The organism is Flavobacterium sp. FlaQc-47 (genome assembly GCF_044006475.1).
In the GTDB taxonomy this organism is placed as follows: Bacteria; Bacteroidota; Bacteroidia; order Flavobacteriales; family Flavobacteriaceae; genus Flavobacterium.
The window spans coordinates 996,441-1,022,140 of the sequence record NZ_JBIPCQ010000001.1 but is presented as its reverse complement, the minus strand read 5'-3'; the positions used below and the strand labels follow the sequence as shown (position 1 = coordinate 1,022,140).

At 34.0% G+C, this 25,700-nt stretch carries 26 protein-coding genes and 1 pseudogene; 21 read left to right on the top strand and 6 right to left on the bottom strand.

All coding sequences use genetic code 11. The features are described from left to right. Window position 1: 1 nt before the first annotated feature. A complete protein-coding gene (locus tag ACHRVX_RS04245; RefSeq protein WP_395329549.1) occupies window positions 2-976 on the bottom strand; it encodes a ribonucleotide-diphosphate reductase subunit beta in 975 nt (324 codons plus the stop codon). A 599-nt stretch (window positions 977-1,575) separates the two neighbouring features. Between ACHRVX_RS04245 and ACHRVX_RS04240 the strand changes: the two genes are divergently transcribed. From ACHRVX_RS04240 to ACHRVX_RS04180, 13 genes are all read left to right on the top strand, one after another. Continuing rightward, the gene (locus tag ACHRVX_RS04240) at window positions 1,576-2,136 is read left to right on the top strand and encodes a GNAT family N-acetyltransferase (RefSeq protein WP_395329547.1); all 561 of its coding nucleotides are present in this window, start codon (window positions 1,576-1,578) and stop codon (window positions 2,134-2,136) included. 837 nt (window positions 2,137-2,973) lie between these two features. Continuing rightward, window positions 2,974-3,618 (top strand): hypothetical protein, encoded by a 645-nt coding sequence (locus ACHRVX_RS04235; RefSeq protein ID WP_395329545.1) that lies wholly within the window; start codon window positions 2,974-2,976, stop codon window positions 3,616-3,618. Between the two features lie 83 nt (window positions 3,619-3,701). Further along, complete coding sequence (locus tag ACHRVX_RS04230) at window positions 3,702-4,022, top strand: hypothetical protein (RefSeq protein WP_395329543.1); 321 nt, start codon at window positions 3,702-3,704, stop codon at window positions 4,020-4,022. Between the two features lie 178 nt (window positions 4,023-4,200). After that, window positions 4,201-5,877, top strand: coding sequence for a circadian clock protein KaiC (kaiC, locus tag ACHRVX_RS04225; RefSeq protein ID WP_395329541.1), 1,677 nt, complete (start codon window positions 4,201-4,203; stop codon window positions 5,875-5,877). Window position 5,878: 1 nt separating this feature from the next. After that, window positions 5,879-6,175: a circadian clock KaiB family protein gene (locus ACHRVX_RS04220; RefSeq protein WP_395329539.1), complete on the top strand. Its 297-nt coding sequence runs from the start codon at window positions 5,879-5,881 to the stop codon at window positions 6,173-6,175. Window positions 6,176-6,178: 3 nt separating this feature from the next. Then, entirely contained in the window at window positions 6,179-6,478 is a 300-nt protein-coding gene (locus tag ACHRVX_RS04215; RefSeq protein WP_395329537.1) for a circadian clock KaiB family protein, read from the top strand. Between the two features lies 1 nt (window position 6,479). Next, window positions 6,480-7,736 (top strand): ATP-binding protein, encoded by a 1,257-nt coding sequence (locus tag ACHRVX_RS04210; protein WP_395329535.1) that lies wholly within the window; start codon window positions 6,480-6,482, stop codon window positions 7,734-7,736. A gap of 1 nt (window position 7,737) precedes the next feature. Then, window positions 7,738-8,139: a response regulator gene (locus ACHRVX_RS04205; RefSeq protein WP_395329533.1), complete on the top strand. Its 402-nt coding sequence runs from the start codon at window positions 7,738-7,740 to the stop codon at window positions 8,137-8,139. Between the two features lie 9 nt (window positions 8,140-8,148). Then, entirely contained in the window at window positions 8,149-9,021 is an 873-nt protein-coding gene (locus ACHRVX_RS04200) for a helix-turn-helix domain-containing protein (RefSeq protein ID WP_395329531.1), read from the top strand. 76 nt (window positions 9,022-9,097) lie between these two features. Continuing rightward, a complete protein-coding gene (locus ACHRVX_RS04195; protein ID WP_395329529.1) occupies window positions 9,098-10,147 on the top strand; it encodes an alpha/beta hydrolase in 1,050 nt (349 codons plus the stop codon). A 483-nt stretch (window positions 10,148-10,630) separates the two neighbouring features. Beyond that, entirely contained in the window at window positions 10,631-10,852 is a 222-nt protein-coding gene (locus ACHRVX_RS04190; RefSeq protein WP_395329527.1) for a hypothetical protein, read from the top strand. Window positions 10,853-10,923: 71 nt separating this feature from the next. Then, on the top strand, window positions 10,924-12,723 hold the full coding sequence (locus tag ACHRVX_RS04185) for a T9SS type A sorting domain-containing protein (RefSeq protein ID WP_395329525.1): 1,800 nt from the start codon (window positions 10,924-10,926) through the stop codon (window positions 12,721-12,723). Window positions 12,724-12,765: 42 nt separating this feature from the next. After that, window positions 12,766-14,259 (top strand): hypothetical protein, encoded by a 1,494-nt coding sequence (locus tag ACHRVX_RS04180; RefSeq protein WP_395329523.1) that lies wholly within the window; start codon window positions 12,766-12,768, stop codon window positions 14,257-14,259. Between the two features lie 99 nt (window positions 14,260-14,358). On the opposite strand, the gene ACHRVX_RS04175 is transcribed toward ACHRVX_RS04180, so the two are convergent. After that, on the bottom strand, window positions 14,359-15,372 hold the full coding sequence (locus ACHRVX_RS04175) for a zinc-binding alcohol dehydrogenase family protein (RefSeq protein WP_395329521.1): 1,014 nt from the start codon (window positions 15,370-15,372) through the stop codon (window positions 14,359-14,361). Between the two features lie 270 nt (window positions 15,373-15,642). Continuing rightward, window positions 15,643-16,521, bottom strand: a complete 879-nt coding sequence (locus ACHRVX_RS04170; protein ID WP_395329519.1) for an NAD(P)H-binding protein — start codon at window positions 16,519-16,521, stop codon at window positions 15,643-15,645. An 83-nt stretch (window positions 16,522-16,604) separates the two neighbouring features. Between ACHRVX_RS04170 and ACHRVX_RS04165 the strand changes: the two genes are divergently transcribed. The 5 genes from ACHRVX_RS04165 to ACHRVX_RS04145 all read left to right on the top strand — a co-directional run bounded on the left by ACHRVX_RS04165 (window position 16,605) and on the right by ACHRVX_RS04145 (window position 18,767). Continuing rightward, the gene (locus ACHRVX_RS04165) at window positions 16,605-16,973 is read left to right on the top strand and encodes a winged helix-turn-helix transcriptional regulator (RefSeq protein WP_395329517.1); all 369 of its coding nucleotides are present in this window, start codon (window positions 16,605-16,607) and stop codon (window positions 16,971-16,973) included. Between the two features lie 96 nt (window positions 16,974-17,069). After that, window positions 17,070-17,501: a DoxX family protein gene (locus tag ACHRVX_RS04160; protein ID WP_395329515.1), complete on the top strand. Its 432-nt coding sequence runs from the start codon at window positions 17,070-17,072 to the stop codon at window positions 17,499-17,501. 261 nt (window positions 17,502-17,762) lie between these two features. Then, entirely contained in the window at window positions 17,763-17,975 is a 213-nt protein-coding gene (locus ACHRVX_RS04155; RefSeq protein ID WP_395329513.1) for a hypothetical protein, read from the top strand. A gap of 154 nt (window positions 17,976-18,129) precedes the next feature. Then, a complete protein-coding gene (locus ACHRVX_RS04150; RefSeq protein WP_395329511.1) occupies window positions 18,130-18,603 on the top strand; it encodes a DUF6934 family protein in 474 nt (157 codons plus the stop codon). 2 nt (window positions 18,604-18,605) lie between these two features. Then, entirely contained in the window at window positions 18,606-18,767 is a 162-nt protein-coding gene (locus ACHRVX_RS04145) for a hypothetical protein (protein WP_395329509.1), read from the top strand. A gap of 19 nt (window positions 18,768-18,786) precedes the next feature. Here the strand turns inward: ACHRVX_RS04145 and ACHRVX_RS04140 are convergent, their stop codons facing one another. Together ACHRVX_RS04140 and ACHRVX_RS04135 are read right to left on the bottom strand one after the other, a co-directional pair. Further along, entirely contained in the window at window positions 18,787-19,368 is a 582-nt protein-coding gene (locus ACHRVX_RS04140; protein WP_395329507.1) for a Crp/Fnr family transcriptional regulator, read from the bottom strand. Window positions 19,369-19,426: 58 nt separating this feature from the next. Beyond that, window positions 19,427-19,828, bottom strand: a pseudogene (locus tag ACHRVX_RS04135) (peroxiredoxin); the annotation flags it as partial. Between the two features lie 292 nt (window positions 19,829-20,120). On the opposite strand from ACHRVX_RS04135, the gene ACHRVX_RS04130 reads away from it, so the two are divergent. The 3 genes from ACHRVX_RS04130 (at window position 20,121) to ACHRVX_RS04120 (ending at window position 22,829) form a co-directional block, all read left to right on the top strand. Continuing rightward, on the top strand, window positions 20,121-20,957 hold the full coding sequence (locus ACHRVX_RS04130) for a sulfite exporter TauE/SafE family protein (RefSeq protein WP_213301320.1): 837 nt from the start codon (window positions 20,121-20,123) through the stop codon (window positions 20,955-20,957). 4 nt (window positions 20,958-20,961) lie between these two features. Further along, window positions 20,962-21,351 (top strand): DUF1634 domain-containing protein, encoded by a 390-nt coding sequence (locus ACHRVX_RS04125; protein ID WP_395329505.1) that lies wholly within the window; start codon window positions 20,962-20,964, stop codon window positions 21,349-21,351. Window positions 21,352-21,806: 455 nt separating this feature from the next. Further along, complete coding sequence (locus ACHRVX_RS04120; protein ID WP_395329503.1) at window positions 21,807-22,829, top strand: LLM class flavin-dependent oxidoreductase; 1,023 nt, start codon at window positions 21,807-21,809, stop codon at window positions 22,827-22,829. A gap of 209 nt (window positions 22,830-23,038) precedes the next feature. Here ACHRVX_RS04120 and ACHRVX_RS04115 read toward each other — a convergent pair whose 3' ends face one another. Beyond that, window positions 23,039-25,477 (bottom strand): TonB-dependent siderophore receptor, encoded by a 2,439-nt coding sequence (locus tag ACHRVX_RS04115; RefSeq protein ID WP_395329501.1) that lies wholly within the window; start codon window positions 25,475-25,477, stop codon window positions 23,039-23,041. Window positions 25,478-25,700 lie beyond the last annotated feature (223 nt).

Genomic DNA, 25,700 nt, shown 5'->3' with positions numbered 1-25,700 from the left:
TTTAGAAAAGGTCGTTTGCGGTAATACTTTTGTCGTGCTTAGTATATTCTACTGGTCTTTTTGCAAAGAAATCATCCAGACTATTTGCAAAAACTTCTTCTTCAAACCATGCCATCGCTTTATAATCATTGGCAGGAACATTAAATACAGTATCAATGCCTATTTGGGTTAAACTTTCATCGATTCTAAATTTCATGAAGTTTACCAGGTCTGCTTTTTTGATACTTTCGATTTCACCATCTTCAAATATCCAGTCTAATATATCTGCTTCTACCTCAATAGAATTTTTAACGGTTTCACGAACAAGCGCAAGAGTTTCCTCATCAAAATAATCAGGGAATTCTTCACGTATCTTATTAATGATATAAATTCCGCCATTGGCATGAATTTGTTCGTCGATTGAAGTCCACGCAATAATATTGCTGACATTTTTCATATATCCTTTAAATCTTGTAAACGATAATAAAATCGCAAACTGACTAAAAAGTGATACATTTTCGATCAAAATACTGAACAAAATCAGCGAAACCACATACTTTTTATTGTCTTGTGATTTGGTATCTTTAAGAACATCTGAAAGATAATCAACGCGTTTGCGGATGACCGGAATGTCCATCAATTTTTCGAATTCGTCATTATATCCCAAAACCTCCAAAAGACGCGAATATGCCTCAGAATGTCTGAACTCACATTCAGCAAAAGTACTTCCTAATCCGTTGAATTCCGGTTTTGGAAAATGCTCGTAAATGTTTCCCCAAAAACTTTTTACCGCTACTTCAATTTGCGCAATTGCCAATAAACTGTTTTTGATTGCAGTTTTTTCAGCAGCACTTAAATGTGAATGAAAATCCTGAGTATCAGCAGTAAAATCAACTTCGGTATGAACCCAATATGCTTTGTTTATGGCTTCTGTAAATTGTAATACTTCTGGATATTCAAAAGGTTTATAATTGATTCTTTTATCGAAAATAGACATATGTATAATATTAAATGGTGACTTTTTGAGAATAAAAATGATTCGTTTATTGGGGATTTTAACGACATTTCGATCAGTACAAAATTAACCCACAGTTCTTGTTCTGACTCCGTTTTGATGTTAAAAATCCGCACAATTATCAACAGCTAAAATCCTTTGAAAAGCAGCATAAAAATTACTTTTATCAACAGCTGTAAAATATCGCGTAACAGGCGTAACATCAGTTATTTGAAATAAATCTAAATAGACTTATCAACAGAGAATGTCCTTTGGATTCTGCTTTACTAAAAAATAACTTATCAACAATTAAATTTAAAAAAGTGGTATTAATAGTACCAATTTGTCCTTTTGATAAAAACAATTACGACTTGATTTCTGATTTTCACTAAAATAAATCTCGTTGCTATTTTTAGTTTTTTATTATGTTTGAAAATACACAAATAATTGATTTTAAACAAATTAACTTATCTTTTTATAGGGATTAAATCGTTTTGATTTTAATTAAAACCTAAAAATATTACCTAATTATTGCATTATTTCAATGAAACTTACTGATATTTAAAAGTTACTGTAATTTTGTACCTAAAAAGAAAAAAATCATGATCATAAGAAAAGCAACTTTTGAGGATTCTGAAACTATTGCAAAATATTTATTATTGGCAATGGAAGAAATCATCTATAAATTCATTGGTGAAAGGGATTCAAAAACAGCATATTATTTTGTGCTTCATTTTGTGGAATCTGAAAAGAATCAATATTCCTATGAGAATTGTTTTGTAGCCGAGGAAAATGATGAAATTGTAGGTGCGGTTGACGTTTATGAAGGCGGAAGATTGCATGAATTACGACAACCTATTATTGATTATGTGCGCCTGAATTTCAATCCTGATTTTAATCCTGAAGATGAAACCCAACGTGGCGAATTTTATATTGACTCCTTGGGAGTTAGTCCGGATCATCAGGGAAAAGGTATTGGATCAAAATTACTGCAATTTTTGATTGATGAATATGTAACGCAATATAATGAAACGCTCGGTTTATTAGTGGAAGAAGGAAATCCGAACGCAAAGAAATTGTATTTAAAACTAGGATTTAAAGTTATAAAAACGAAAACTTTAGTGGGAAAAACGTTGGAACATCTTCAATTGAAAAAGGAATAGTTTTTTTGTTTGTTTCAGGTTTCAGGTTTGAAATGAGATGTCTTGTGTAGATTTTACCGCAAAGTCCGCAAAGTTTTTTTTATTAAGCAGATGTTTATAAAACACAAAGTTCGCAAAGCTTTATCTTTAAAAGGGAATAGTTTTTTGTTTGTTTCAGGTTTGAAATGAGAGGAATTGTTTAGATTTTAACGCAAAGTCCGCAAAGTTTTTTTTTATTAGGCAGATGTTTATAAAACATAAAGTTCGCAATGCTTTATCTTTAAACTTTGTGAGCTTTAGAAGACCTTCAATTGAAAAGGGAATAGTTTTTTTGTTGGTTTCAAGTTTCAGGTTTCAGGTTTGAAATGAGAGGTATTGTGTCGATTTTACCGCAAAGTCCGCAATGTTTTTTTTATTAAGCAGATGTTTATAAAACGCAAAGTTCGCAAAGCTTTATCTTTAAACTTTGTGAGCTTTGGAAGACCTTCAATTGAAAAGGGAATAGTTTTTTTGTTTGTTTCAGGTTTCAGGTTTGAAATGAGAGGTATTGTGTAGATTTTACCGCAAAGTCCGCAAAGTTTTTTTTATTAAGCAGATTTTTATAAAACACAAAGTTCGCAAAGCTTTATCTTTAAACTTTGTGAGCTTTTTTTTATTTCCATTTTAAAAAGTGAAACCTGAAATAATACTAACCGCAATCTTTGACAAACCTGACAGGTTTTAAAACCTGTCAGGTTTAACGCGTCGTAAAAAACTTTATAAACTGCAAAAAGTGATTTCATTTATTTGTTAAAAATTTTCGTTTAATTAAATTTACAGATATTTGCAGAAAACACTTCTCTCCTACTTTCAAAACAAATGAAAAAAATAATCCTGATTGCTGTTATCGTTTTAGCCGTTTTATATTTTCTTAAACAAAAGGTTTACAACCCTTATATGTGGAAAAAAGCCATAAACAGCGAAGAACATCAACTCAAAGTAGGAAGCTTTATTTTTAGTAAGGAAACCGGTATTAACGGAAGCCAAAGCTATCAGAAATATTATTTTGTATTTAAGGTAATTGAAATCGATGGCGATTATGTCCGACTTTCGGTTATCAGGCAATTGTCTCAGAAAGATAATTTGAAGGAATCTGATTTTACCATGACGTCAGATCAATATAAAAGTGCGAAGGAAAACATTAAAAATCTGACTATTACCCCTATTATAGCTGCAGATTTATACCAAGGCGATGGTCCTCGATTCACAATAAATGATTATTTACTGAATAAATATCCTGTTTTAAAACAATCCAGGTATTATTATGAAGATATTCCGCAAGAATCAAAAAACAAAGGTGTTCCACAAAACCCGAATGATTTAGAAATGTATTTCAGCCTTCTTTATTCTAAAAAAGAAATCATCGAAAACGGAAAACTTATTCCGTGGACAATGACAAATAGTTTTAATGGCAAACCTTCATTATCTCAATATTCTAAAGATATAGATTTAATTCTAAATTAATAATCCCTTTATAATCAAGATTCTCAACTTATTTCAGTTTTTTATGTTTTTTTTCAAAAATTTGTCCAAAATCAAAAGTGCAGTTGTCAGGGTATAACATTGAAAAATGGCAGAATATTTTAGAATTGTATAACAATCTGATCATTTTAGAATATTCTCCCATAGTGGCTTTAAACCGGACTTATGCTTTATCAAAGGTAAAAGGAAAGCAGGAAGCAATTGTTGAAGCTGAAAAATTAAATCTTAGTGACAATCATTTCTATTTTTCCTTACTTGGAAATTTATATAGCAATTATGACAATAAAACGGCCTTACAGCACTATAAAACGGCGTTTGGCTTAGCCAAATCAATTTCTGATAAAAATAGTATCCGCAAAAATATTCAGCAACTCGATTTACGATAATGAAATTTATAAATATTTTTTCATGATTTTACTTGTATTTTACATTATTACCATGTTTAAGCATAAAGCATTCATTATAAGGTTTAATTATTGCTAAACAGCTGTTAAATCTTTAATAAATATTAATTGTTAATATTCTAGGAAAACGTATATTTGATTCAATAGAATTTTATATATCGTGCAAGAACAAACAAAATCAAATAGTTTTATATTTCCCAAAACTCCTACGGGAGTAGATGGCCTTGATGAGATTACTGATGGCGGATTCCCTAAAGGACGACCAACTTTAATCTGCGGTGGTGCCGGCTGTGGAAAAACATTGTTATCTATGCAATTCCTTATTAAAGGTATTACAGAGTATAACGAACCCGGAGTTTTCATGTCTTTTGAAGAACCTTCGGATGACCTTACTTTAAATGTAAAATCACTTGGTTTCGACCTTGAACAGCTCAAAGCTGATAAAAAACTCGTTGTAGACCACGTACGTGTTGAAAGATCTGAAATTGAAGAAGCCGGTGAATATGACCTTGATGGTTTATTTATCAGGTTAGGACATGCGATTGATTCCATTAAAGCAAAACGTGTTGTACTCGATACAATTGAATCGTTATTTGCAGGATTGGACAATCAGGCGATTCTTAGGGCTGAACTCAGAAGATTATTTCACTGGCTAAAAACCAAAGGCGTAACGGCAATTATTACCGGAGAACGCGGCGAAGCAACATTAACTCGTCAGGGATTAGAAGAATATGTTTCGGATTGTGTTATAGTTCTCGATCATCGTGTCACTGAGCAGGTTTCTACAAGAAGACTCCGAATTGTAAAATACAGAGGTTCAACTCATGGTACAAACGAATATCCGTTTTTAATTGATGAAGACGGAATTTCGGTGCTGCCTATTACTTCTTTAAAATTAAACAATGAGGTTTCATCAGATATTGTTCCAACAGGATTATCAGGATTAAATGAAATGTTTGAAGGCGGTGGGTTTTATCGCGGAAGCAATATTTTAGTCTCGGGAACAGCGGGAACGGCTAAAACAACTTTGGCTTGTTACTTTGCAAATCAACAATGTGAGAACAACGAAAAAACAATTTATTTTGCTTTTGAAGAATCGCCTCAGCAATTGGTTCGAAACATGAAATCAATAGGTGTTGATCTTCAAAAACACATTGACAGTGGTAATTTGCTAATTCATTCATCACGACCTTCTTTAAATGGTCTTGAACTGCATTTGCTTACACTTAGAAAATATATAAGGGAATTTAAACCTACTACAATAATCATAGATCCTATTAGTAATTTAATTACGGTAGGTAGCGAACACGAAGTACGTTCAATGCTGGTAAGGCTTATTGATATGCTGAAAGCCAGTAATATTACAGCACTTTTTACTTCGTTAAACAAACAATCGGATAATTTCAGACCTGATCTTGCAGAGGAATCTGTATCTTCATTAGTCGATACATGGGTTACTGTACGCGATATGGAAGGTATTGGCGAAAGAAACCGTGGCATTTTTATTGTGAAATCAAGAGGTATGGGACATTCAAACCAGGTAAGGGAATTTGTTATTACAAGTAACGGAATCAAATTACTGGATGTTGAATTAGGACCGCAGGGAATTCTTACCGGTGCTGCAAGACAATCGCATCAATTCAAGAAAACAATATCTGATATTAAACTGCAAAATGAGATTAATAGACAAGACAGGGAAATTGAGCGTAAACGCCGTGTTCTTGAAGCCAATATTGAAGCACTCAAAAATGAGTTCGAATCTGCTGAAGAAGAATTAAGCATCCTGAAAGCAACAGAAGAATTACAGGAAAAACTGGCTTCTAAAAAAACAAAATAAGATGAAAAAGGAAGTTGTAAAAGAGTGGCAGTTAAGACTCTATATAGCGGGTCAGACCCCTAAGTCTATTACTGCGCTTGAAAATATAAAAAAATACGCCGAGGAACATTTAAAAGGTAAATATAGCATTGAAATTGTAGATTTACTTAAGAATCCTCAATTGGCAGAAGGTGATCAGATTTTTGCTGTACCTACATTGGTAAGGAAATTTCCTGAACCTATCCGCAAAATTATTGGCGATCTTTCAAATGAAGAAAGAGTACTTGTTGGGCTTAATATTAAACCCTTAAACTCGTAAAAAATGGAAATTTCATCTGATGAAGCAAGTACAACCAAACACAAGTTTATGCTTTTCGTTTCGGGTATGTCAGTAAAATCAGGACATGCAATCGAAAATCTACGCAGGATATGTGATAAATATCTTGAAAATAATTATGAACTAGAAATTATTGATATCAGTCGTGACAGCGAACAGGCAGTAATTCATCAAATTGTAGCCATTCCTACATTGATAAAATTTAGCCCTGGACCAAGAAGAATCATTTTAGGTGATTTGTCAGACAAAGAAAAGGTATTAAGAATACTAAATATAAGAGAATAATTTGCAGGACAACAAAACAAATATCGAATTCTTATTAGCCGAAATAGAAGCATTAAAAGAAAAACTTTATGAGTCAAATAGTATTGTTGATGCCATAAAGGATGGAGATGTTGATGCTTTAGTAGTAAATACAAACGGAACTCCGCAGCTTTATTCACTTGAAACTGCGGATTATACCTTTAGACTGCTAATTGAGAAATTCGGACAAGGCGCTTTGAGTATTTCAAGAAACGGACTCATATTGTATTGCAATGAATATTTTTCAAAACTGATTGGTTTACCTTCTGAAAAAATAATTGGAAACTATATATATGAATACTTCGATAATAAAGACAACTTTGTATCTATTATAGAAGCCTTAAAATACGGAGTCACAACCCACGAATTAGTATTTAAAACAGATAATGACAAAAAAACTTTTCCTGCCAATATATCTTTGACAGACCTTGAACCTGCTGTTCAGGGAATTGGAGTTGTCGTTACTGATTTAACAGAAAAGAAAAAACACGAGGACGCATTATTAAACAATCAAAAAGAACTTGAAGAAAAAATCAACGAGTTAAATAAAACAAATGCTAATCTGGAGGAATTTATTCATGTAATATCACATGATTTAAAAGAACCGCTTAGAAAAATTGTCATGTATAATGGCAGGATCGATGCCAGTTATCTTAGTGAAGGAGATGCGAAATCAATGAACGTAATGAAGGTATCGGCATTGAGATTGAATTCCCTTGTAGATGATTTAGTGAGCTATTCGTCACATACAGCGCAGGAAGAACGTACGAAACTGGATTTATCCACAGTAATTTCTGAAGTGACTGATGATTTAGAAATTATAATCAACGATAAAAAAGCGCAGATTAAAATTGGAAATTTACCAGTTTTGAAAGCTTCAAAAGTGCAAATGCGACAGCTTTTTGCCAATCTTATTACAAATGCCATAAAATATAGTAAACCGGATAATCCGCCGATAATTGAAATTTCGCAAATCGATAATTTCGAATCGGAAATTCCAAATCAGGACCATCAGTTTATCAAAATTCAGATAAAAGATAACGGGATTGGAATGGAAAAAACACATCTGCTTAAAATTTTTACTATCTTTCAGCGTTTACATGCTAAGAATGAGTATTCCGGAAACGGAATAGGTCTCGCTATTTGCAAAAAAATCATGGAGAATCATTCGGGAAATATTACCGTAGAAAGTAATCTCAACGAAGGAACTACATTTAATTTATATTTCCCAATTCTATAAAATGCCACATTCAAATAACTTACATATTATAATTGCCGAAGATGATTGCGATGACGCAGATATTATCTTTCAGTCTTTTACCAATAACCCTGATTTTACAAAAGTAAGTCTTGTGGGAAATGGTGAGGAACTTTTAAACTTTTTAAAAGATGATACCAATGAAGTTCCTGACGTTATTTTAACTGATATTAATATGCCAATCGTGGATGGTATTGAAGCTTTACAGGAAATTTTAAACAATAATGAGTTAAAAACTATTCCATGTTTTGTTTATTCTACCAGTATAAATCCTGCTTATAAGGAAAAATGCGATGTACTTGGCGTAAAAGCATATTTGATAAAACCATATTCTATTGAGGATTTTGACAAAATTCCTACCAGTATTCTTTCTTTTATCGGATAATAACATATAATGAATAATCACCAATTTTTTGAATCCAATTATAAAAAACTGGGTTTTCTAGTTTTGAATCAGGATTCTATACATGAAATCAACGGTGATTATTATAAACCTTATATAAAAGTACTTTATCTGCCCGAAAATTATTTGGTAACCATAGACTTTAAGCAATACCAAACTTCGAGTCCTTCCCTATTTTTCATCAATAGCAATCAATATTTGCAAATTGATAAAGAAGGAAAAAAACAGGGCTATTTTATGTATTACAATCGCGATTTTTATTGCGTACAAATTCATGATGCCGAGGTTGCCTGTGACGGATTATTGTTCAATAATATTTTTGAAATGCCAATGACGGCTTTACCGGAAAAGGACGTTTTATTTATTGAAAGTATTTACACCCAGATTCAGGAAGAATTTGATTTGCCCGATTCTTCGCAGGAAGAAATGATCCGGACGTATCTCAAACAACTTATTATCAAAGCAACGCGAATCTGGAAAACCCAGCAATTAGGTGTTTTAAATAATGAACCCTCTAAGGAAATGGATTTTTTCAGGGACTTTAGCCGTCTGGTCGAAATTCATTTCAGGACAAAACATACCGTAGCTGATTATGCCGATATTCTGGGCGTTGCAGCCAAAACATTATCCAACAAATTCAATCGGCTGGAACTTACACAACCCAACGATATTATTAAAGACCGAATCATTCTGGAGGCAAAAAGGCTCTTGGGATATTCGGCTTTAAGCGTTAAAGAGATCGCTTACCAGCTTGGTTACGAAGATCCGGCTTACTTTAACCGCCTTTTCTCAAATAAAGTTGGTGACACTCCGTCAAACTTCAGGAAAAAATACCTTCAAGGGAAAAATGTACAATTAGAATAGACTTTTGTCTATTTTTAGAGCTTTACTACCGCCATATCTTTGCACTATCAAATTATAAATGATAACAAATAAAGATATGAAAACTATTAAATTATTACAGCAAGGTTTATTTATAGCAGCATTGTTCGCTATTAACACAATCACAACTGCTCAGGAAAGACAATTTAAAGGAGAAAATGACCCACAGGTTTTTACAGAAGTCCGTTCGTTTTTGAAAGCACTAAACTCCGGTGGCGGAAAACCTCTGGAACAATTAAGTGTTTCAGACGCTCGCGGCGTTTTAGTTGGTGCACAAAAATCTGTAGCCGTTGATTATTCAGGAATTGAAGAATCTGAAAAAGTGATTTCACAAAACGGATTAAAAGTAACAATTCACATTACAAAACCAAAAGGCGTTAAACCAAATGCTCCGGTATTTATCTTTATTCATGGTGGCGGATGGGTTTTAGGAGATTATCCGACTCATAGACGATTAGTGAGAGATTTAGTGGTTGAAAGTGGCGCTGTTGCGGTTTTTCCGGACTATACTCCTTCTCCTGAAGCACAATATCCGGTTGCAATAAACGAAATTTATGCTGCAACTCAATGGGTTTCAGAAAACGGAAAAGAAATTGGTGTCGACGGTAAAAAACTTGCTGTAGTAGGAAACAGCGTTGGCGGAAATATGGCTGCTGCAATTACTTTGATGGCAAAAGAGAAAAAAGGTCCTCAAATTAAACTACAGGTTTTATTATGGCCGGTAACCAATGCTAATTTTGAAACTGAATCTTATAACTCATTTGCAAACGGAAGATTCCTGACTAAAAATATGATGAAATGGTTTTGGGATAACTATTTGCCTGATACTAATAAAAGAAAAGAAATTTATGCATCTCCGCTTCAGGCAAGTTTAGAACAATTAAAAAACTTACCTCCTGCATTAGTTCAAACTGCTGAAAATGATGTTTTAAGAGATGAAGGCGAAGCATATGCCAGAAAATTAAACGAAGCTGGAGTTGCTGTAACCTTAACAAGGTACAATGGATTGATTCACGATTATGGACTCTTAAACCCAATTGCAAATGTTCCTGCCATACAGATTGCGATTCAACAAGCGGCAATTGTAATCAAAACTACATTGAAATAATACAATTTTCGACATCAATAAAAAAGGGCTGATTTCCATAAATCAGCTCTTTTTTTGTTTATACTAATTATTTCCTTGAAAAATCATCTATTATCATCATTTTCAATAATAGCAATATTACGATATTTACTATGCATACATAGTAAATATTACTAAATAAAGTTGTTTAAATTGCGAAAAATAGATTTTTTATCAATATATTAGACTAAATATCCTACTTGTACTACAAAGAATAATTGTTAAAAAAATGACAATAATTCAAAAATAGCAGTATTCGAAAGAAGTTTTTTATCAAATTATTTTATGATTTAACAGATTGTCTTATTATTATTTCGTAGCCAAAAAATTACATTTTATATGGATTTCTCAAACAAAAACGATCTCAGTAAAACTACATTTATTTTTTATAAAATTATTCTTACCCATGTTTTTAGCAAATGAGAATTAATTAAAATTTTATTTACCCAAATCTAAAATTACAATATGAAAATCAGAAAGTTAAAGTTATTATTAGCCGTATTCCTGTGCTTTATTTTTAAAAGTAATGCTGCACCCGCTCCTCCGCTTCCGCAGCCAGAAGCAATTCCGCCTCCGGTAGGTGATGCTGCCCCCATAGACAGTGAAATCTGGATTCTAATGTTAAGTGGTGTTTCACTGGGGATTTATTTTCTGATAAAGAAAACAAAACCAAAATCTGCAATTTAAACTTTATCGGAAAAAAAATTAATCAGTAGCGACTAGAAATCAAGCTATTAAACACTAAAAAAATATAAGTTATGAAAAAAATAACTTTACTTATTTTAATATTTGCTACCACAAAATGCATCTCGCAAATTTATTTTGGCGCAACAGCAAATATGTATGTAAAAAACGAAGTGTTATTTGTGACGCAAGACATAAATTTAGCAGCAAGCTCCAATTTATATTTGCGAAACAATGGGCAATTACTGCAAGGTACAACGAGCACTTCTACAAATACCGGAGCAGGCGTACTATCTGTCTATCAGGAAGGAACATCAGACAATTTTGATTACAATTACTGGTGCTCTCCCGTGGGCAATGCTTCTGCCACTATTGGAAATGAGAACTTTGGAATTACAATGTTAGCCAGACCAACAACTTCAACTGCTTCAACAGCAGCAACAATTTTACCTGCAACTAATTCTAACGGAACCTCGAATCCGCTGGCAATAGCTGCCAAGTGGATTTATAAATTAACAAATGCCAATAATTATTCGCAATGGGTATTTGTTGGTGGTGCTCAAACACTCGCAGCCGGTCAGGGTTTTTCTATGAAAGGCACCAGCGGGACCGATGCCATAGATCCTGAAGCAACCGGTGTTACCAATAATCCCGGAGGTGCTCAGCGATATGATTTTATAGGAAAACCTAATGATGGCAATATCACGATTACTCTCGGCGCAAACAATGCCACGTTAACCGGAAATCCATATCCATCAGCGTTACATTTAAATGCATTTTTATTAGATGTTTCTAATTTGGCAACAAACGGTGTCGCTTACTTTTGGGAACAGGATAAAACTGTAAATTCACACACGCTTATTTCGTACAAGGGAGGTTATGGATCTTATGCTCCCTTTGATTTGGTGTCGACCGGAGTATATATACCAGCCACTTTTAATTCGTATAAAGCAGATGGATCATTAAACACCACCGGAACATCTTCAGGACTTGTAATCGACAGAAGATATTCGCCTATTGGTCAGGGTTTTGTAATTAATGCAAATGCTAACGGAACTGCAACATTCAAAAATAGTCACAGAGTATTTGTCAAGGAAGGCACTAGCGGATCTAAATTTGAAAAACAGGCTCCTGCTGAAAAAACTGTCAAAAAAGACGAGATTACCGGAGAAGTCATTGAAGAAGTTTCACATTTTAAATTAAACACCATCATCAATAATGAATTTACCAGACAAATAGCATTGGCATTTGTTCCTCAGGCAACTGATGGAATTGATGTAGGTATTGATGCTTTAAATATGGATGATGCATTGCCAAACGATGTAACTTTCTGGTTACAAGATGCGAGTTATGTGATTCAGGGAATCAATTTTGATGATACAAAAAAAATTGCGCTTAACGCAAAGGTAACTACCGCTACTACTTTTAAATTTTATATCCCGGAAGTAATAAACTTTGACAACTCGCAAAATATTTATTTGTATGATGCGCTTGACAACTCTTATCATGATATTAAAAATGGCACTTATGAGGTTGCTGTAGCACCGGGAATATATAATGACCGATTTAAAATTACGTTTAAAAGTGAAACTTCACTTGGAACCGGAAGCGAAACCTTCAAAAAATTCTTTATCACACAGGATAATACCAATAGTAAGCTGGTAGCTTCAAATCCTAATAATTTATCGCTGAAGTCCTTTAAACTGTATGATGTTTTAGGTAAAACGGTACTCTCTAAAAAGGATTTGGGAACAGATGAAAACTACACTTTCTCCACCAGCGGATTAAGCAACGGAATTTACATTGCAGAGTTCCTAACAGTTGATAATGAAAGATTCACTGACAAAATTGTCATTTCAAATTCAGGTAAATAAGTAAAAAATATACATAAAAAATAATCCTTTAATATTAAAATTATGATCAATAAACCTACTCTTCAAAATCATAAGACATTATTGTTGTTGTTTTTCTTCCTTTTAACATTAACAGGAAACGCACAAATAGGTATTGGAACAACAACACCCAATGCAACTTCAATTTTAGACATTACATCAACCACAAAAGGAATGCTTACGCCAAGAATGACAACGCTTCAGCGAAATGCAATACTAACTCCCGCAGATGGTTTAACGGTATATGATACTGATTTAAAAGTGTTTTACTACTACTCTACCGGAACTTCGGCGTGGGTGCCAATAATTAGCGGAGTACCCGGAAGAATCAATTTTAAACGTATAAAATCTACAGATAATCTGGCCACTGTTTTAGCCACTGAACTTGCTAATGGCGGGGGATCTAAATATTTGTTAACCGCTAATACTTTGTATGAAATCAATGGTACGGTGACATTTAATTTCCCTATAGATTTAAATAATGCTTATGTGCAGGGACTAGACGCAAATGAAGATGTTATTGTAAGACCTACAGGTAATCTTTTTGAAGGAGCAACCGGAGGAAGTATCAGAGGTGTAACATTATCTGTTCCAAACGGTTTGGTATTCAACCTGAACGGTGCCGCAACACAAAATTTAATTTTCAGGGATAGTATTGTTGCTAACTCTAATTCAGTAGGTACGGTTTCAGGTTTTGGACTGGCATTTTTAAGTATCGTGAACTTTACAGGAAATGCAAACGGGATAACCTATAATAATATTACACAATTATTACTTAGTAATACGGCGTGGTTTGCTAATAATCTGGGAACTTATGAAAAACTGACAGGAACTTTTACCCTTGTAGAAAAACAAGGTGGTTTTAGCCAGGTTGAAGGTACAGCCGTAGGTTTTGACGTATCTGCAAACCCAACAATAAATGGTGATGCTGTATTAGAATCTGTAGTATTTACAGGAGGCACTACCGCTGGATATGTAAAACCATATACGGGTGCAGGAACTTTTACAGGATATAATTTTACTAACAGCTGGAATGTAAGAGCTGCAGGAATACCTACTGAGGCTGATGCAAATGCTACGGGTGATTTTTCTATGGATTACACTGTCGGTTCAGGAGCAGCGACTAGCTTTACTTCGGCAAACCCTAGTAATACAGTAAAGGTGCTTGGAAATTCAACATCTTATAATTTATTTAGATTTTCTACAGACGTATCTCCAAACAACAATAATAGATTACGTTATATGGGGAAAAAGAAAAGAATTTTTCAGCTTGCAGGATCCATTTCGTTTCAGGTTCCAGGAGTAGCAATTTATATTATTTATATTGCTAAAAACGGTACTCCTTTAACTCAATACAAAATTTATGGACGAGGAGGTGCATTAAATGATATTGTCGTTCTTCCGTTAAACGGAACTGTGGAATTATCAAGTAACGATTATATCGAAATATTTGCACAGCGATTCTCTGGGGCTACTGGTGATATCGTAACACCAAATATGGCAATTACCCTTAAATAATTACACATCAAAATCCTTATAAAATAACCAGAATCTACTTTATTGCAAACAGGCTGTCATTTATGACAGCCTATTTTGTTTTATAGATATTTTATAAATTTAAAACTTAATCGCAATTTTGCCAATAGTTTTACCGGATTCTAATAGTTCATGTGCTTTTTTGAAGTTTTCTACATTCAAACCAATAAGGGTTTCATTTAACGTTGATTTTAATATACCTTCATCTAATAATTCAGCGATTTTATTCAGGATATTATGTTGTTCCTGCATATCATCAGTTTCAAACATAGAACGAGTGTACATTAATTCCCAAGAAAATGATACACTTTTATTCTTTAATTTGTTTAATGCAACAGGATCACTACTTCCTGTAATCGACGCAATATGACCTTGGGGTTTAATTAGTTCCACCATGGTATCCCAATATAAATTTGTATCGACAAAGTCCAGGATAAAATCGACATTTTGAAATCCCGCTTCGTGAACAGAGGCTATCAAATCCTTGTGATCAACCACAAAATCAGCACCTTGTTGTTTGCACCAATCGATAGTTTCCTGACGCGATGCTGTTGCAATAACGGTTAATCCTGCTATTTTTTTAGCCAGTTGAATGGCGATTGAACCTACTCCGCCAGCTCCGCCAATGATTAAAATCGACTTGCCTTTGTCTTTTTCAGGATTGATTCTGATACGGTCAAATAATATTTCCCAAGCTGTTAAGCCCGTTAAAGGCATCGCTGCCGCTTCATCAATAGTAAGTGATTTTGGTTTTCTGCCCACAATTCGTTCGTCGATAATCTGATATTCAGCATTGCTTCCCGGTTTAGTGATATCTCCGGCATAATACACCTCATCGCCAATTTTAAACAAACTCACATCTGATCCAATTTCTTCAACAATTCCAACAGCGTCCCAGCCAATAATTTTTGGTGTTTCTAAAACGGTATCTTTTGCACTATTCTGACGTATTTTATAATCAACCGGATTAACCGAAACGGCACTAATTTTTACCAGTAAATCACGCAAACCGGGAACTGGTTTTGGAATTTCAAATGCTGTAAAACTCTCTTTTTCAGTTATCGGCAATGATGTTTTAAATCCTATAGCTTTCATATGTATTATTTTTAAGTTGTAATTCTATCACAAAGATAATGGCAGATTCAATTTAAGAAATGGTATAACTTGATGGTATATCTGTATAAATTTATCAATTTGATTTTTAAAACTAAAACAAAAAAAGCCAATTGTACAAACTATACAATCGGCTTTTAAAAGACACAAAGCTAGCTCTGTGAAAGAAATATATTTCTTTTTGCGTTCTTTTTAAATTTAAAATCTATTTCCCAATATCGGGACTATTTATTTACTTGAACTTTTATTTACTTAAAACTTCGCAGCAAATTCTTTTGCAAAATCTTCTAATTTTATTTTTCCGTCAACAGCAGCTTTACTGCTTAAAAAATGCTCCTGAATTTTCCCGTTTCTTAAACCAGATCCCATTTCGGTATATAACTCGGCTATTTCAAGAGGTAAACCCGCTTCTTTCATTCCGCCAAGCGCTTGTTCATCCGTAAATTCAATCCACGGTAATTCCGGTTTGTCAATTGCCAGACCTAAAACCTTTGCAACATCACTCGATGTACGAACATCGCTTATAATATAACGAATGTCTTTTCCTGCAGGTGTTTTTTGTAATTCTTCTGCAACAGCATCGGCAATATCCACAGGATGCACAAAAGGAATTGTAGTTGCAGCAGAATAATTAGATCCAATAATTCCCGCTCCTTTTATCATTGGCACATCATTGTACAAATTGTTGAAGAAAAATCCGGCACGTACAAAAGTTAATGAAACGTTGTTTAGAGTTTCATATATTTTTTCGATGTTGTATAATCCCGCAATCGGACCATTCCCGCCAGGCAAATCCGCCCCAATACTGCTTAGCATAACAACGCGCTTCACTCCTGCTTCGCTTATCGCAGTTGCAAATGCTTTTCCCGCATCTATAGTATTGGCAATGACATTTGCTCCTCCCATATTTGGAGGCGTCATAGCAAAAACGGCATCAGCATTTGTAAATGCATTTTTCAAAAAAACGGCATCGCCAACTGAACCTACGGCTGCTTTTGCGCCCAAAGATTCAATAGCTTCTACTCTGTCATTATTACTCGTAATCACAGTAACATCATGTCCTGCAGCAATAAGTTTTGTGGTCAAAAGTTTACCAATGTTTCCTAATGAACCTGAAATTGTAATTTTCATATCTAAATTATTTTTTATTATCTTAAACAAAGGTATATTTGTACTTACTTTTATACAAGTACTTACCCTAAAGTATGCACAAAATGACAGCAATTAAAGAATCATCGACAATTCAGGAAAATAAGCAATATGCCTTAGACAAATGTCCTGTAACTTATGTAATGGAAAAAATTGGCGGATACTGGAAACCCATTATTATTTACCATCTTTCCGGCGGAAGCAAACGTTACAGCGAATTAAAAAGAGCAATTCCCGCAATAACCGAAAAAATGTTAATCCAGCATTTAAAACAGCTCGAAGCAGATAATCTTGTTATCAGAGAAGCAAAACCGGTTGTTCCGCCTTTTGTAACTTACAGGCTTAGTAATGCCGGAAATGGTCTGATGCCCGTTATTGAGGCAATGGCATCATGGGCTTTTAAGGATAAAGAAGATGGTTTTAATGCTTCTTAAAAAGCAATTCTAAACCTAAATCCAGGCGATAGAATTTATAAAAACAAGTATCCAAAGTTGCCAACATCTCTTTATATTTACGTAAAATTTATAAAGATGAAAAACATATCAATACCACAAGCAGGCTTAATTTTAAGAGTTGTACTGGGAATTACAATGTTATCCGCCGTTGCAGATCGTTTCGGTTTTTGGGCAGCGCCCGGTGCACCCGGAGTTGCATGGGGAAATTGGGAAAACTTCATCGCCTATACTCAAACCCTGAACTCATTTGCCAGTAAATCTGTAGCCGGAATATTAGGCGCTCTGGCAACATTTTTCGAGATTACATTTAGTCTTTCGTTAATTCTGGGCTTCAAAACCCGACTTGCCGCTTTAGGAACCTCAGCATTAATGTTGCTTTTTGCCATTAGTATGGCGGTTTCGGTTTCCATAAAAGCCCCTTTTGATTATTCAGTTTTAACAAGTGCCGCAGCTGCTTTATTACTTTCTGCCATTCACAAAACTTCATATGCGCTTGACAATAAATAAGTTCTATTTTAATAATTTGTAGCTATTCCTGCTATCCCCTTGTATCTTTTCCTGTCTAAAAAGCCAGAAAAAGGATACCGCTGCTATCAGGGCTAGGGCATTCATTTTCATAAGAAATTTATATTATCAGAACCAACTGCGAATCATTTTTAAAATACTAACAATGAGTATTTTATAAAACATAATTAAGAATCATGTAAAGAATTAAAACGCCAACTGTTTAAATTTGAAATAATTAATTAGTAACGAAATAAATAAATTATGAAAACATCATTCAAATCAAAAGTCGCATTTCTTTTTGTTTTAATTGGATTATCATTTTCATGCAAGAAAAATGACACTATCCCGGCAGAGAATACTTATGTTGATTCTACCGAAACAACAATGGATACAGTAAGTACATCAGTAGATACAGCAACTGTGGTACCGGATTCATCTGCTATAAAAACAGATACTGTAGGAAAAATGAAATAAATATATTTCAGATCCCTAAAGGTTTTAAACTATTTATAAAAGCTTCATTATTTTGTAATGGGGCTTTTTTAATTTCAAAAAAAAAAGAATATATTCTTACAAATTAAAAATAATTTTAATTTAAAATCTTACTTTTGCGGTTAATTTTAAATTAATGAATTATCAAAAATATGATTTAAAAGCTAATTCAGATTTTACGATTTTTGAATTTATTAGTACTGGTCTACGAGGAGATATTTCTAAAGTGATAAAATACACCGTAACTAATAATCCAGATCTTGTGAATTTAGGTTTTGGTGATAAAATAAACATTAATAATAACAACGGCACATTTGATATCGATGACATAAACATTACGGACAATGGAGATAGAAATGTAATTTTAGCAACCGTTGCAAATGCAACTTATACTTTTACAAAACTAAACCCAGACAAATTTGTCTTCTTTTCGGGAAGTTGCGATATAAGAACTAGACTCTACAGAATGGCTATTACAAATAATTATAAAGAATTAACTGAAACTTTTATTATCTTTGGTATAATACAAAATCCAGATACAGCAAAATATTACAATATACCTTTTAATAGCAGTACAAAGTTTGTCGGTTTTTTAATTAAAAGAAAATAATCATGAAAAATCCAGCTAAAAAAATATCGCTTAAAGATACGTCAAAGATAAACTCAACTATCTCAATAGATAAAAAATTAGACAAAATCAAAAATGTAAATTTTGTTTCAAATAAAATAGAAGAGGTTAATAAAATAGTGAAAGATTTTAATCTGTCTTTTTAACTATTCTAATTCATCAAAATCACCCCAATCTCTTCCTAATCCTGCTTAACGATTGACTTGTAATCCCAAGATAAGACGCAATATGAAATAAGGCAATTCGATTAAGAATTTCGGGTTGTTCTTTTTGTAATTTTGTATAACGCTGTTCCACATTATTAAAAAGGAGTTCCTCCATTCTGGATTGAGCGTAGATAAAGAACAATTCGGCTAAAAGTCTTCCTGTATTTGCCCAGCCATTATTGACACTATACAAATGCTGAAGATCTTTGTATTTTATAGCATACAGTTCTGCATCTTCCATCGCTTCTACATAATAAGCACAGGGATATTGGTAAACAAAACTGGCAAAGGAAACAATAAATTTCCCTTCAGAAAAGAAAAACATGTTCCTGTCTTCCATCGCTTTTTCATCATAATAATAAATTCTGAAAATCCCTTTTCGAATAAAACCAAGATCCGAGCATACAAAATTCTGCATATTAAAAAATTCTCCTTTTTTAATAGTTCTCGTGTACCAATATTGATTTCCTTTGTCAAAATCTACTTCTGAAAGATTCGAAAAATCGTGCAAAAAATCAAACAATTCCTTTTTATCACTCATAAAAAAACAGGTAAGCCCAGCTCAAATGAACCGGGCTTAAAAGTAACAAATTAAAGTATTACTTTGTATGTTTTAAAAACTCTAATACTTCTTTTGCATGAGCGGCACCTTTAAAGAAATCTCTAAATTTATAGATTACGATTCCTTTATCATTTAAAACAAAAGTTTCTCTGCCTGTTAAAAATAAAGCTTTCTTCACTCCAAATTGCTTAATCACTTTATTTCCCGGATCACTCAATAATTTAAAAGGCAATCTGTTTTTTTCTGCAAAAGTTTTATGACTTTCTATACCTGCGGCGTTAATTCCCAGAACTTGTATTCCGGCATCAGTAAAATCCTGGTAACTGTCTCGAAAAGCACAAGCTTCCTTAGTACAAACGCCACTTTCATCTTTTGGATAAAAGTAAATTACTGTAGTGCTTCCAAGAGCATCAGTTGCGCTGTTGAAATTATTTCCGCTTTGATCCTGTGTAGTGTAAAATGAGGTATTTTATCCCCAACTTTTAATTCATTTATCATTTTTAATTTTGTTTAAATTTTATAATACAAATTTGATCCTAAATAATAGTTGCAAAATTAACTTAAGGTAATTTCTATTTAAAAAGTTCCATTTTATAAAACAGAAAAACATCGTATATCTCTGGTTTTAAAAACTGAATTAAAGGCTTTACATTTTTAAGGTTTATTTAAGCTCGTAAATTCCATGAGAATAAATATGTATTCGTAAATTAGCATCAACAAAATTTATCCGAATGACAGTACTTACATTTACCCTGATTATGATTCTTGGTGCTTTTTTAGCAGGTTTTATTGGTTCATTATCAGGTTTGGGTGGCGGAATCATCATAATTCCCCTTTTAACAGTTATTCTTGGCGTTGACATTCATTATGCAATTGGTGCGGCATTAGTTTCTGTAATCGCCACTTCTTCAGGTTCGGCGGCAGCGTATGTCAGGGAAGGAATTACGAATATGCGATTGGGAATTTTTCTTGAAATTGCCACCACAATTGGAGCCGTTTGCGGTGCTTTACTTTCCACCATCGCTCCTACTTCATTCATCGCCGTATTATTCGGACTTACCCTGATTTTCTCGGCTATCAATTCACTTCGCAAAAAAGAGGAACATATTGTTTTAGAATCAAGCCCTTTAGCTAAAAAACTACGACTAGCAGGAACCTATCCTTCACATGATGGAGAAGTTATCAGTTACGGAACTAAAAATGTTATTGGCGGTTTTAGCATGATGGGAATTGCAGGAATGATGTCCGGCTTGTTAGGAATTGGTTCCGGTGCTTTTAAAGTTATTGCAATGGACAATATTATGAGAATTCCGTTTAAGGTTTCTACCACAACCAGTAATTTTATGATGGGCGTTACAGCAATGGCGAGTTCTGTAATCTATATTCAAAAAGGATATATCGAACCCGGAATTTGTATGCCTGTTGTAATTGGTGTTTTGTTTGGCGCAATGGCGGGAGCAAAAGTACTCGTGAAAACAAACCCTAAAAAACTAAGAATCTTTTTTGCGTGCCTGATTTTTGTGCTTGCAGTAAACATGATATACAACGGACTTAATGGAAAAATCTAAGGTTATGCAAAAGGAAAAATTTGGAGAAAAAGATTTTCAAACCATCATAGGGAATTTATTGCGCTACGGCGTCTGGATTTCATTATCAGTGGCTTTTCTTGGCGGAATTGTCTATTTAATGGCACATAGTACCGATATTGAAAACTACTCTGTATTTCATGAAAATGACCGCAATATATTCGAAGTAATTTCGGCAATCTATAACGGTGCCATTCTGGGAAATGGAGAATCATTGATATTTGTTGGTATTATTTTATTGTTTCTAACGCCGGTATTACGTGTTTTACTCTCCTTATTTTCTTTTTTATTAGAGAAAGATTATTTGTATGTCGTGATTACCCTGATTGTTATTATCATTATTTTGATCAGTGTTTCGTTTGGATTCTCACATTAAGGAAAGCTATAGGCTTTAAGCTTTAGGCAATAAGCTTAAAATCTTAACGATAAAAAAATAAATTACAATAATTACAAAAATTGAAATGGCTTAAAGCCTACCACCTAAAGTTAAAAAAAATGCTATAGGCTTTAAGATTTAGGCAATAAGTTTAAAACTTAATACCTTTAATTTATAAATATATGCTTCGCAAAAAAGCTTGAAGCGTAATACATAATGGCTAAAAGCAATAATCCGCAGGCTTTCTAAAAGCTTATTGCCTATAGCGTAAAGCTAAAAAAAATTGCTACAGACTTTAATCTTTACGCAATAAGCTTAAAACTTAATAGCATTAATTTATAAATATATGCTTCGTAAAAAAGCTTGAAGCATAACACATAATGGCTAAAAGCAATAATCGGCAGGCTTTGTAAAAAGCTTATTGCTTATTGCCTATAGCTTAAAGCTAAAAAAAAATGGAAATAGGAATTGATAGTTTTGCTTCGGCAATGTACGGTGACAACAACACTTTGAGTAGTGTTGATGCGATGGAACAATTACTGCAAAGAATCGAACTTGCTGATCAGGCGGGTCTTGATGTTTTTGGAATTGGAGAACATCATAAAAAAGAGTTTTTAGATTCGGCTACAGCCGTAATATTAAGTGCAGCCGCAGCCCGGACAAAACGCATCAGATTGGCAAGTGCCGTTTCGGTTTTAAGTGCCGTAGATCCTGTAAGATTGTATCAAAGTTTTGCAACACTTGATTTAATTTCGAAAGGAAGGGCGGAAATCGTCGCAGGACGCGGATCTGCAATTGAAGCGTATCCACTTTTCGGATATAATCTAAATGATTATGATGCACTTTTTAAAGAGAAATTAGAATTATTGCTTCAAATCAGGGATAATGAATTTGTAACATGGTCGGGGAAATTTCGTCCCGCTTTGAATAATCTACCCGTTTATCCAAGAGCCATACAGGAAAAAATGCCTATTTGGTTAGGCGTTGGCGGAACTCCGGAATCTTTTGTGAGAGCAGGATCGATGGGATTGCCTTTAATGGTCGCGGTTATTGGCGGACAAACGCATCGTTTTAAACCTTTGGTTGATTTGTACCGTGAAGCCGGAAAAGCCGCAGGTTACAAACCCGAAGAATTAAAAGTTGGTTTACATTCACCTGGTTTTGTGGGAAGTACTACTGAAAAAGCCATATCAGAATATTATCCCGGTTATGCTGAACTTTGGACTAAATTAGGAAGAGAACGCGGATGGCCACCGGTTACAAAAGACAAATTTGATATGCTTATTGATGATGAAGGTGTATTAGTTGTGGGTGATCCTGAACGTATTGCGGAGAAAATTTTACGTCACAGCGAATCTCTTGGCGGAATCTCAAGGTTTACTTTCCAAATGGACAATGCAGGTTTAACCCACACGCAATTGATGAATGCTATTGAACTTATAGGTTCTAAAGTTATTCCGTTAATTCATAAAGGATAATTTTTTTACCCACGGATTATACGGGTTGAACCGGTTTTCACAGATTTTTCTTTTATAATACTTGTCATAAGTACGCTAAAAGCAAACAAAAAATATAAGACATAAAAAACCAGTGAAAACCCGTTTAATCTGCGTCATCCGCGGGCTGGAAAAAACATAAAAAAAGCATCCGCTATTAACGGATGCTTTTTGTTATAAAACGTTTATTCTTAGAATTTGTATGTTACACCAACTCTAAAGTTTCTTGGCTGTTCTGTTTGCCAGTAGTAAGCATTAAGATAAGAATAATAAGAACCACTGTAAAGATATTTATCTAAGATATTAAATACGTTGGCCGTGATTTTGAACTTTTTAGTATCATATGATAAACCTCCGTCTAATTTGAAATAGCCAGGTAATTTTTGAAGTCCTACACTCCACGTATCAGTTTGGCGTCCGTCAAGGAAAGTCCCTCCTATAGAAGCTCCAAAACCTTTAATTGCACCACTTTGAACAGTATAATTCAACCATGCATTAGCAACATGTTTAGAATAACCCGGAACAATATCCCCCACTTTAATTCCTGTTGCAGCAGAAACTGCCGGATCAACTTCATTTACAAGAGATTCTGTAAATGCATAATTCGCTACTAAATTAAGACCATCAAATAATTTTCCTCTTAAATCCAATTCAATACCCTGAGCTCTCTTTTCTCCCAATACAACAGAATATTGTTCTCCAGGAGTATTTGCAGGATCAGATGTAAGTTCGTTTTTCTTTAAAATACTGTAAGCTGCTAAAGTTGTACTCCATGAACCGTCAAACCAGTCTTTTTTAATACCTAATTCAACATTGTTTCCAGTTAAGGGTTTTACCTTTTCACCGCTTTTAATAAGACCTGATTGTGGAGTAAAAGCCTGATCATATAATCCGTAAACAGCCAGACTCTCTGTAATAGAATAACTTATTCCAACACGTGGCGTAATATGAGAATCTGCGATTGGAGCTCCTCCCCAACTTGCCTGACTGATCCAGGTATATCTTGCAGCAAGAGTCAGTCTTAATTTATTTTCAAAAAACCCTAATTCGTCCTGAACATAACCTGCTGCATATTCTGAACTCATTAATCCGCCTGCAGCCGCAGCTCTCACTGAAAGAGGAGTATCTCTGTCAAAATTAGGCATTCCGTTTGAAGGTGGTCCGTAATTTGGAGCATTTACATTAAAAGGATTATCAACAGTATCTAGATCATGAGATTGTCCCCAGTCTGCCTTATAATCTTTGCTTCCTAAATCTACCCCGCCTAATATTTTATGACTTATTGAACCTGTATTGAATTTTCCATTTACAAATATTTGACCTAAGTACATATTACTTTCAGAATCCCAAATACCTACATTTCTTATTATTTCGCCATTTCCAAGCGTTCCTTCAGGAATACCATCAAAATCTGAATCGACAGGACCAGGACCTACAGCACTTGGCCACGAACTGTATCCTTTTTGCAGATATTTAAAATACGTTGTCTGAGCAGTAAGCTTCCAGCTATCATCAAATTTATGTTCGAATACAAGATAACCGCTATGATCATTTATTTTTGTATCCGGTAAACCTGGCTGTGTCATTGTAAAATCAACAGGTGTTGTAGCATAACCTCCGGCATCAGCACCAAAAACATAGTAAGAACCTACCTCTGTCATATTAGCCATTTGGTAATTATATTCTAGAGTAACTTTAGTTTTATCATCTATTTGATAAGAAAGTACCGGAGCAATTACATAACGGTCATTGTGCTCAAAAGGACGATGAGATCCTTTTTTCTGAAAAGCACCGTTAAATCTATACAAAAATTTACCTTTTTTGTCAAATTTCCCGTCAAGGTCAACACTAGCTCTGTAAAAATCATAACTTCCCGCCATTACAGTAGCTTCACCTTTAGTCATTCCCGTTGGTTTTTTAGTAACCACGTTATAAAGTCCGCTTGGATCACCGCTGGAAAGCATAAATCCCGCAGGTCCTTTCACGAATTCAATATGATCTACAAAACTCATATCCTCTGTAAGTGGTCCCCAGAAAGAAGATACAACATTAAAACCGTTACGGAAAGCCTGAATTTGAGATCCACGCATTGTGATATTCGTGTACATATCACCCCAGTGTTCTAAACGTACAGCACCACTCACATTACGAATAACTCCATCACTCATACTGATAATTTGCTGATCTTTTAAAGTCTGACCACTAACAATTTGAATATTTTGAGGAATTTCCAGAACAGGAGTCTGAAGACGTAATGACAAAGAAGGTTTATCTTGTTTGTACTTGTTTTTTGTAATCACTACTTCGTCAAGATCTTCCTGACTTTCAGCAAGCATGAAGTTTTTTGTTGTAGTTTGCTTTGCGTTTACAATAATTTGATCTTCTACTGGGTGAATTCCAACAGCATGAATACTAATAGTATAACTTGCCGGCTTCACGTTTTTAATTTCGTACTGTCCCTTTTCATTTGTAACGGCAGTATATTTTGTTCCTCTAAGAACTACAGATACATTTTCTGCCGGTGCGTTTCCGCTTAGCGAAACTTTTCCTGTTACTTTTCCCAGTTCCTGACTCATCATGGGTAATGAGCTTAAGAACACAAGAAAAAATAAAACTTTTTTTATTGTCATGTTATTCATTTTGATTGGTTTTGATTTCGGTGGCAAAAGTAATAGCTAAAACTCTTTTATCCAAATTATTTTTAATCATTCTAAATAAATATAAATCGTACAGTTGAGTTGACAAACACAAAGTTCATAAAGCCAGGTCTACACAAAGCTTTGTGAACTTTGTGCCTATATCCACCCTTCCTGGTAAAAAATCTTTGTATGCGCTGCGGTAATTTTTTTCTCT

Coding starts and splice junctions, on each gene's coding strand:
- ACHRVX_RS04235 (WP_395329545.1), top strand. CDS start 2,974: ATGAAAAAAATAATCCTGATTGCTGTTATCGTTTTAGCCGTTTTATAT.
- ACHRVX_RS04130 (WP_213301320.1), top strand. CDS start 20,121: ATGACAGTACTTACATTTACCCTGATTATGATTCTTGGTGCTTTTTTA.
- ACHRVX_RS04140 (WP_395329507.1), bottom strand. CDS start 19,368: ATGAGTGATAAAAAGGAATTGTTTGATTTTTTGCACGATTTTTCGAAT.
- ACHRVX_RS04175 (WP_395329521.1), bottom strand. CDS start 15,372: ATGAAAGCTATAGGATTTAAAACATCATTGCCGATAACTGAAAAAGAG.
- ACHRVX_RS04185 (WP_395329525.1), top strand. CDS start 10,924: ATGAAAAAAATAACTTTACTTATTTTAATATTTGCTACCACAAAATGC.
- ACHRVX_RS04240 (WP_395329547.1), top strand. CDS start 1,576: ATGATCATAAGAAAAGCAACTTTTGAGGATTCTGAAACTATTGCAAAA.
- ACHRVX_RS04245 (WP_395329549.1), bottom strand. CDS start 976: ATGTCTATTTTCGATAAAAGAATCAATTATAAACCTTTTGAATATCCA.
- ACHRVX_RS04150 (WP_395329511.1), top strand. CDS start 18,130: ATGAATTATCAAAAATATGATTTAAAAGCTAATTCAGATTTTACGATT.
- ACHRVX_RS04180 (WP_395329523.1), top strand. CDS start 12,766: ATGATCAATAAACCTACTCTTCAAAATCATAAGACATTATTGTTGTTG.
- ACHRVX_RS04190 (WP_395329527.1), top strand. CDS start 10,631: ATGAAAATCAGAAAGTTAAAGTTATTATTAGCCGTATTCCTGTGCTTT.
- ACHRVX_RS04125 (WP_395329505.1), top strand. CDS start 20,962: ATGCAAAAGGAAAAATTTGGAGAAAAAGATTTTCAAACCATCATAGGG.
- ACHRVX_RS04200 (WP_395329531.1), top strand. CDS start 8,149: ATGAATAATCACCAATTTTTTGAATCCAATTATAAAAAACTGGGTTTT.
- ACHRVX_RS04145 (WP_395329509.1), top strand. CDS start 18,606: ATGAAAAATCCAGCTAAAAAAATATCGCTTAAAGATACGTCAAAGATA.
- ACHRVX_RS04160 (WP_395329515.1), top strand. CDS start 17,070: ATGAAAAACATATCAATACCACAAGCAGGCTTAATTTTAAGAGTTGTA.
- ACHRVX_RS04205 (WP_395329533.1), top strand. CDS start 7,738: ATGCCACATTCAAATAACTTACATATTATAATTGCCGAAGATGATTGC.
- ACHRVX_RS04195 (WP_395329529.1), top strand. CDS start 9,098: ATGAAAACTATTAAATTATTACAGCAAGGTTTATTTATAGCAGCATTG.
- ACHRVX_RS04115 (WP_395329501.1), bottom strand. CDS start 25,477: ATGACAATAAAAAAAGTTTTATTTTTTCTTGTGTTCTTAAGCTCATTA.
- ACHRVX_RS04120 (WP_395329503.1), top strand. CDS start 21,807: ATGGAAATAGGAATTGATAGTTTTGCTTCGGCAATGTACGGTGACAAC.
- ACHRVX_RS04155 (WP_395329513.1), top strand. CDS start 17,763: ATGAAAACATCATTCAAATCAAAAGTCGCATTTCTTTTTGTTTTAATT.
- ACHRVX_RS04170 (WP_395329519.1), bottom strand. CDS start 16,521: ATGAAAATTACAATTTCAGGTTCATTAGGAAACATTGGTAAACTTTTG.
- ACHRVX_RS04220 (WP_395329539.1), top strand. CDS start 5,879: ATGAAAAAGGAAGTTGTAAAAGAGTGGCAGTTAAGACTCTATATAGCG.
- ACHRVX_RS04165 (WP_395329517.1), top strand. CDS start 16,605: ATGACAGCAATTAAAGAATCATCGACAATTCAGGAAAATAAGCAATAT.
- ACHRVX_RS04215 (WP_395329537.1), top strand. CDS start 6,179: ATGGAAATTTCATCTGATGAAGCAAGTACAACCAAACACAAGTTTATG.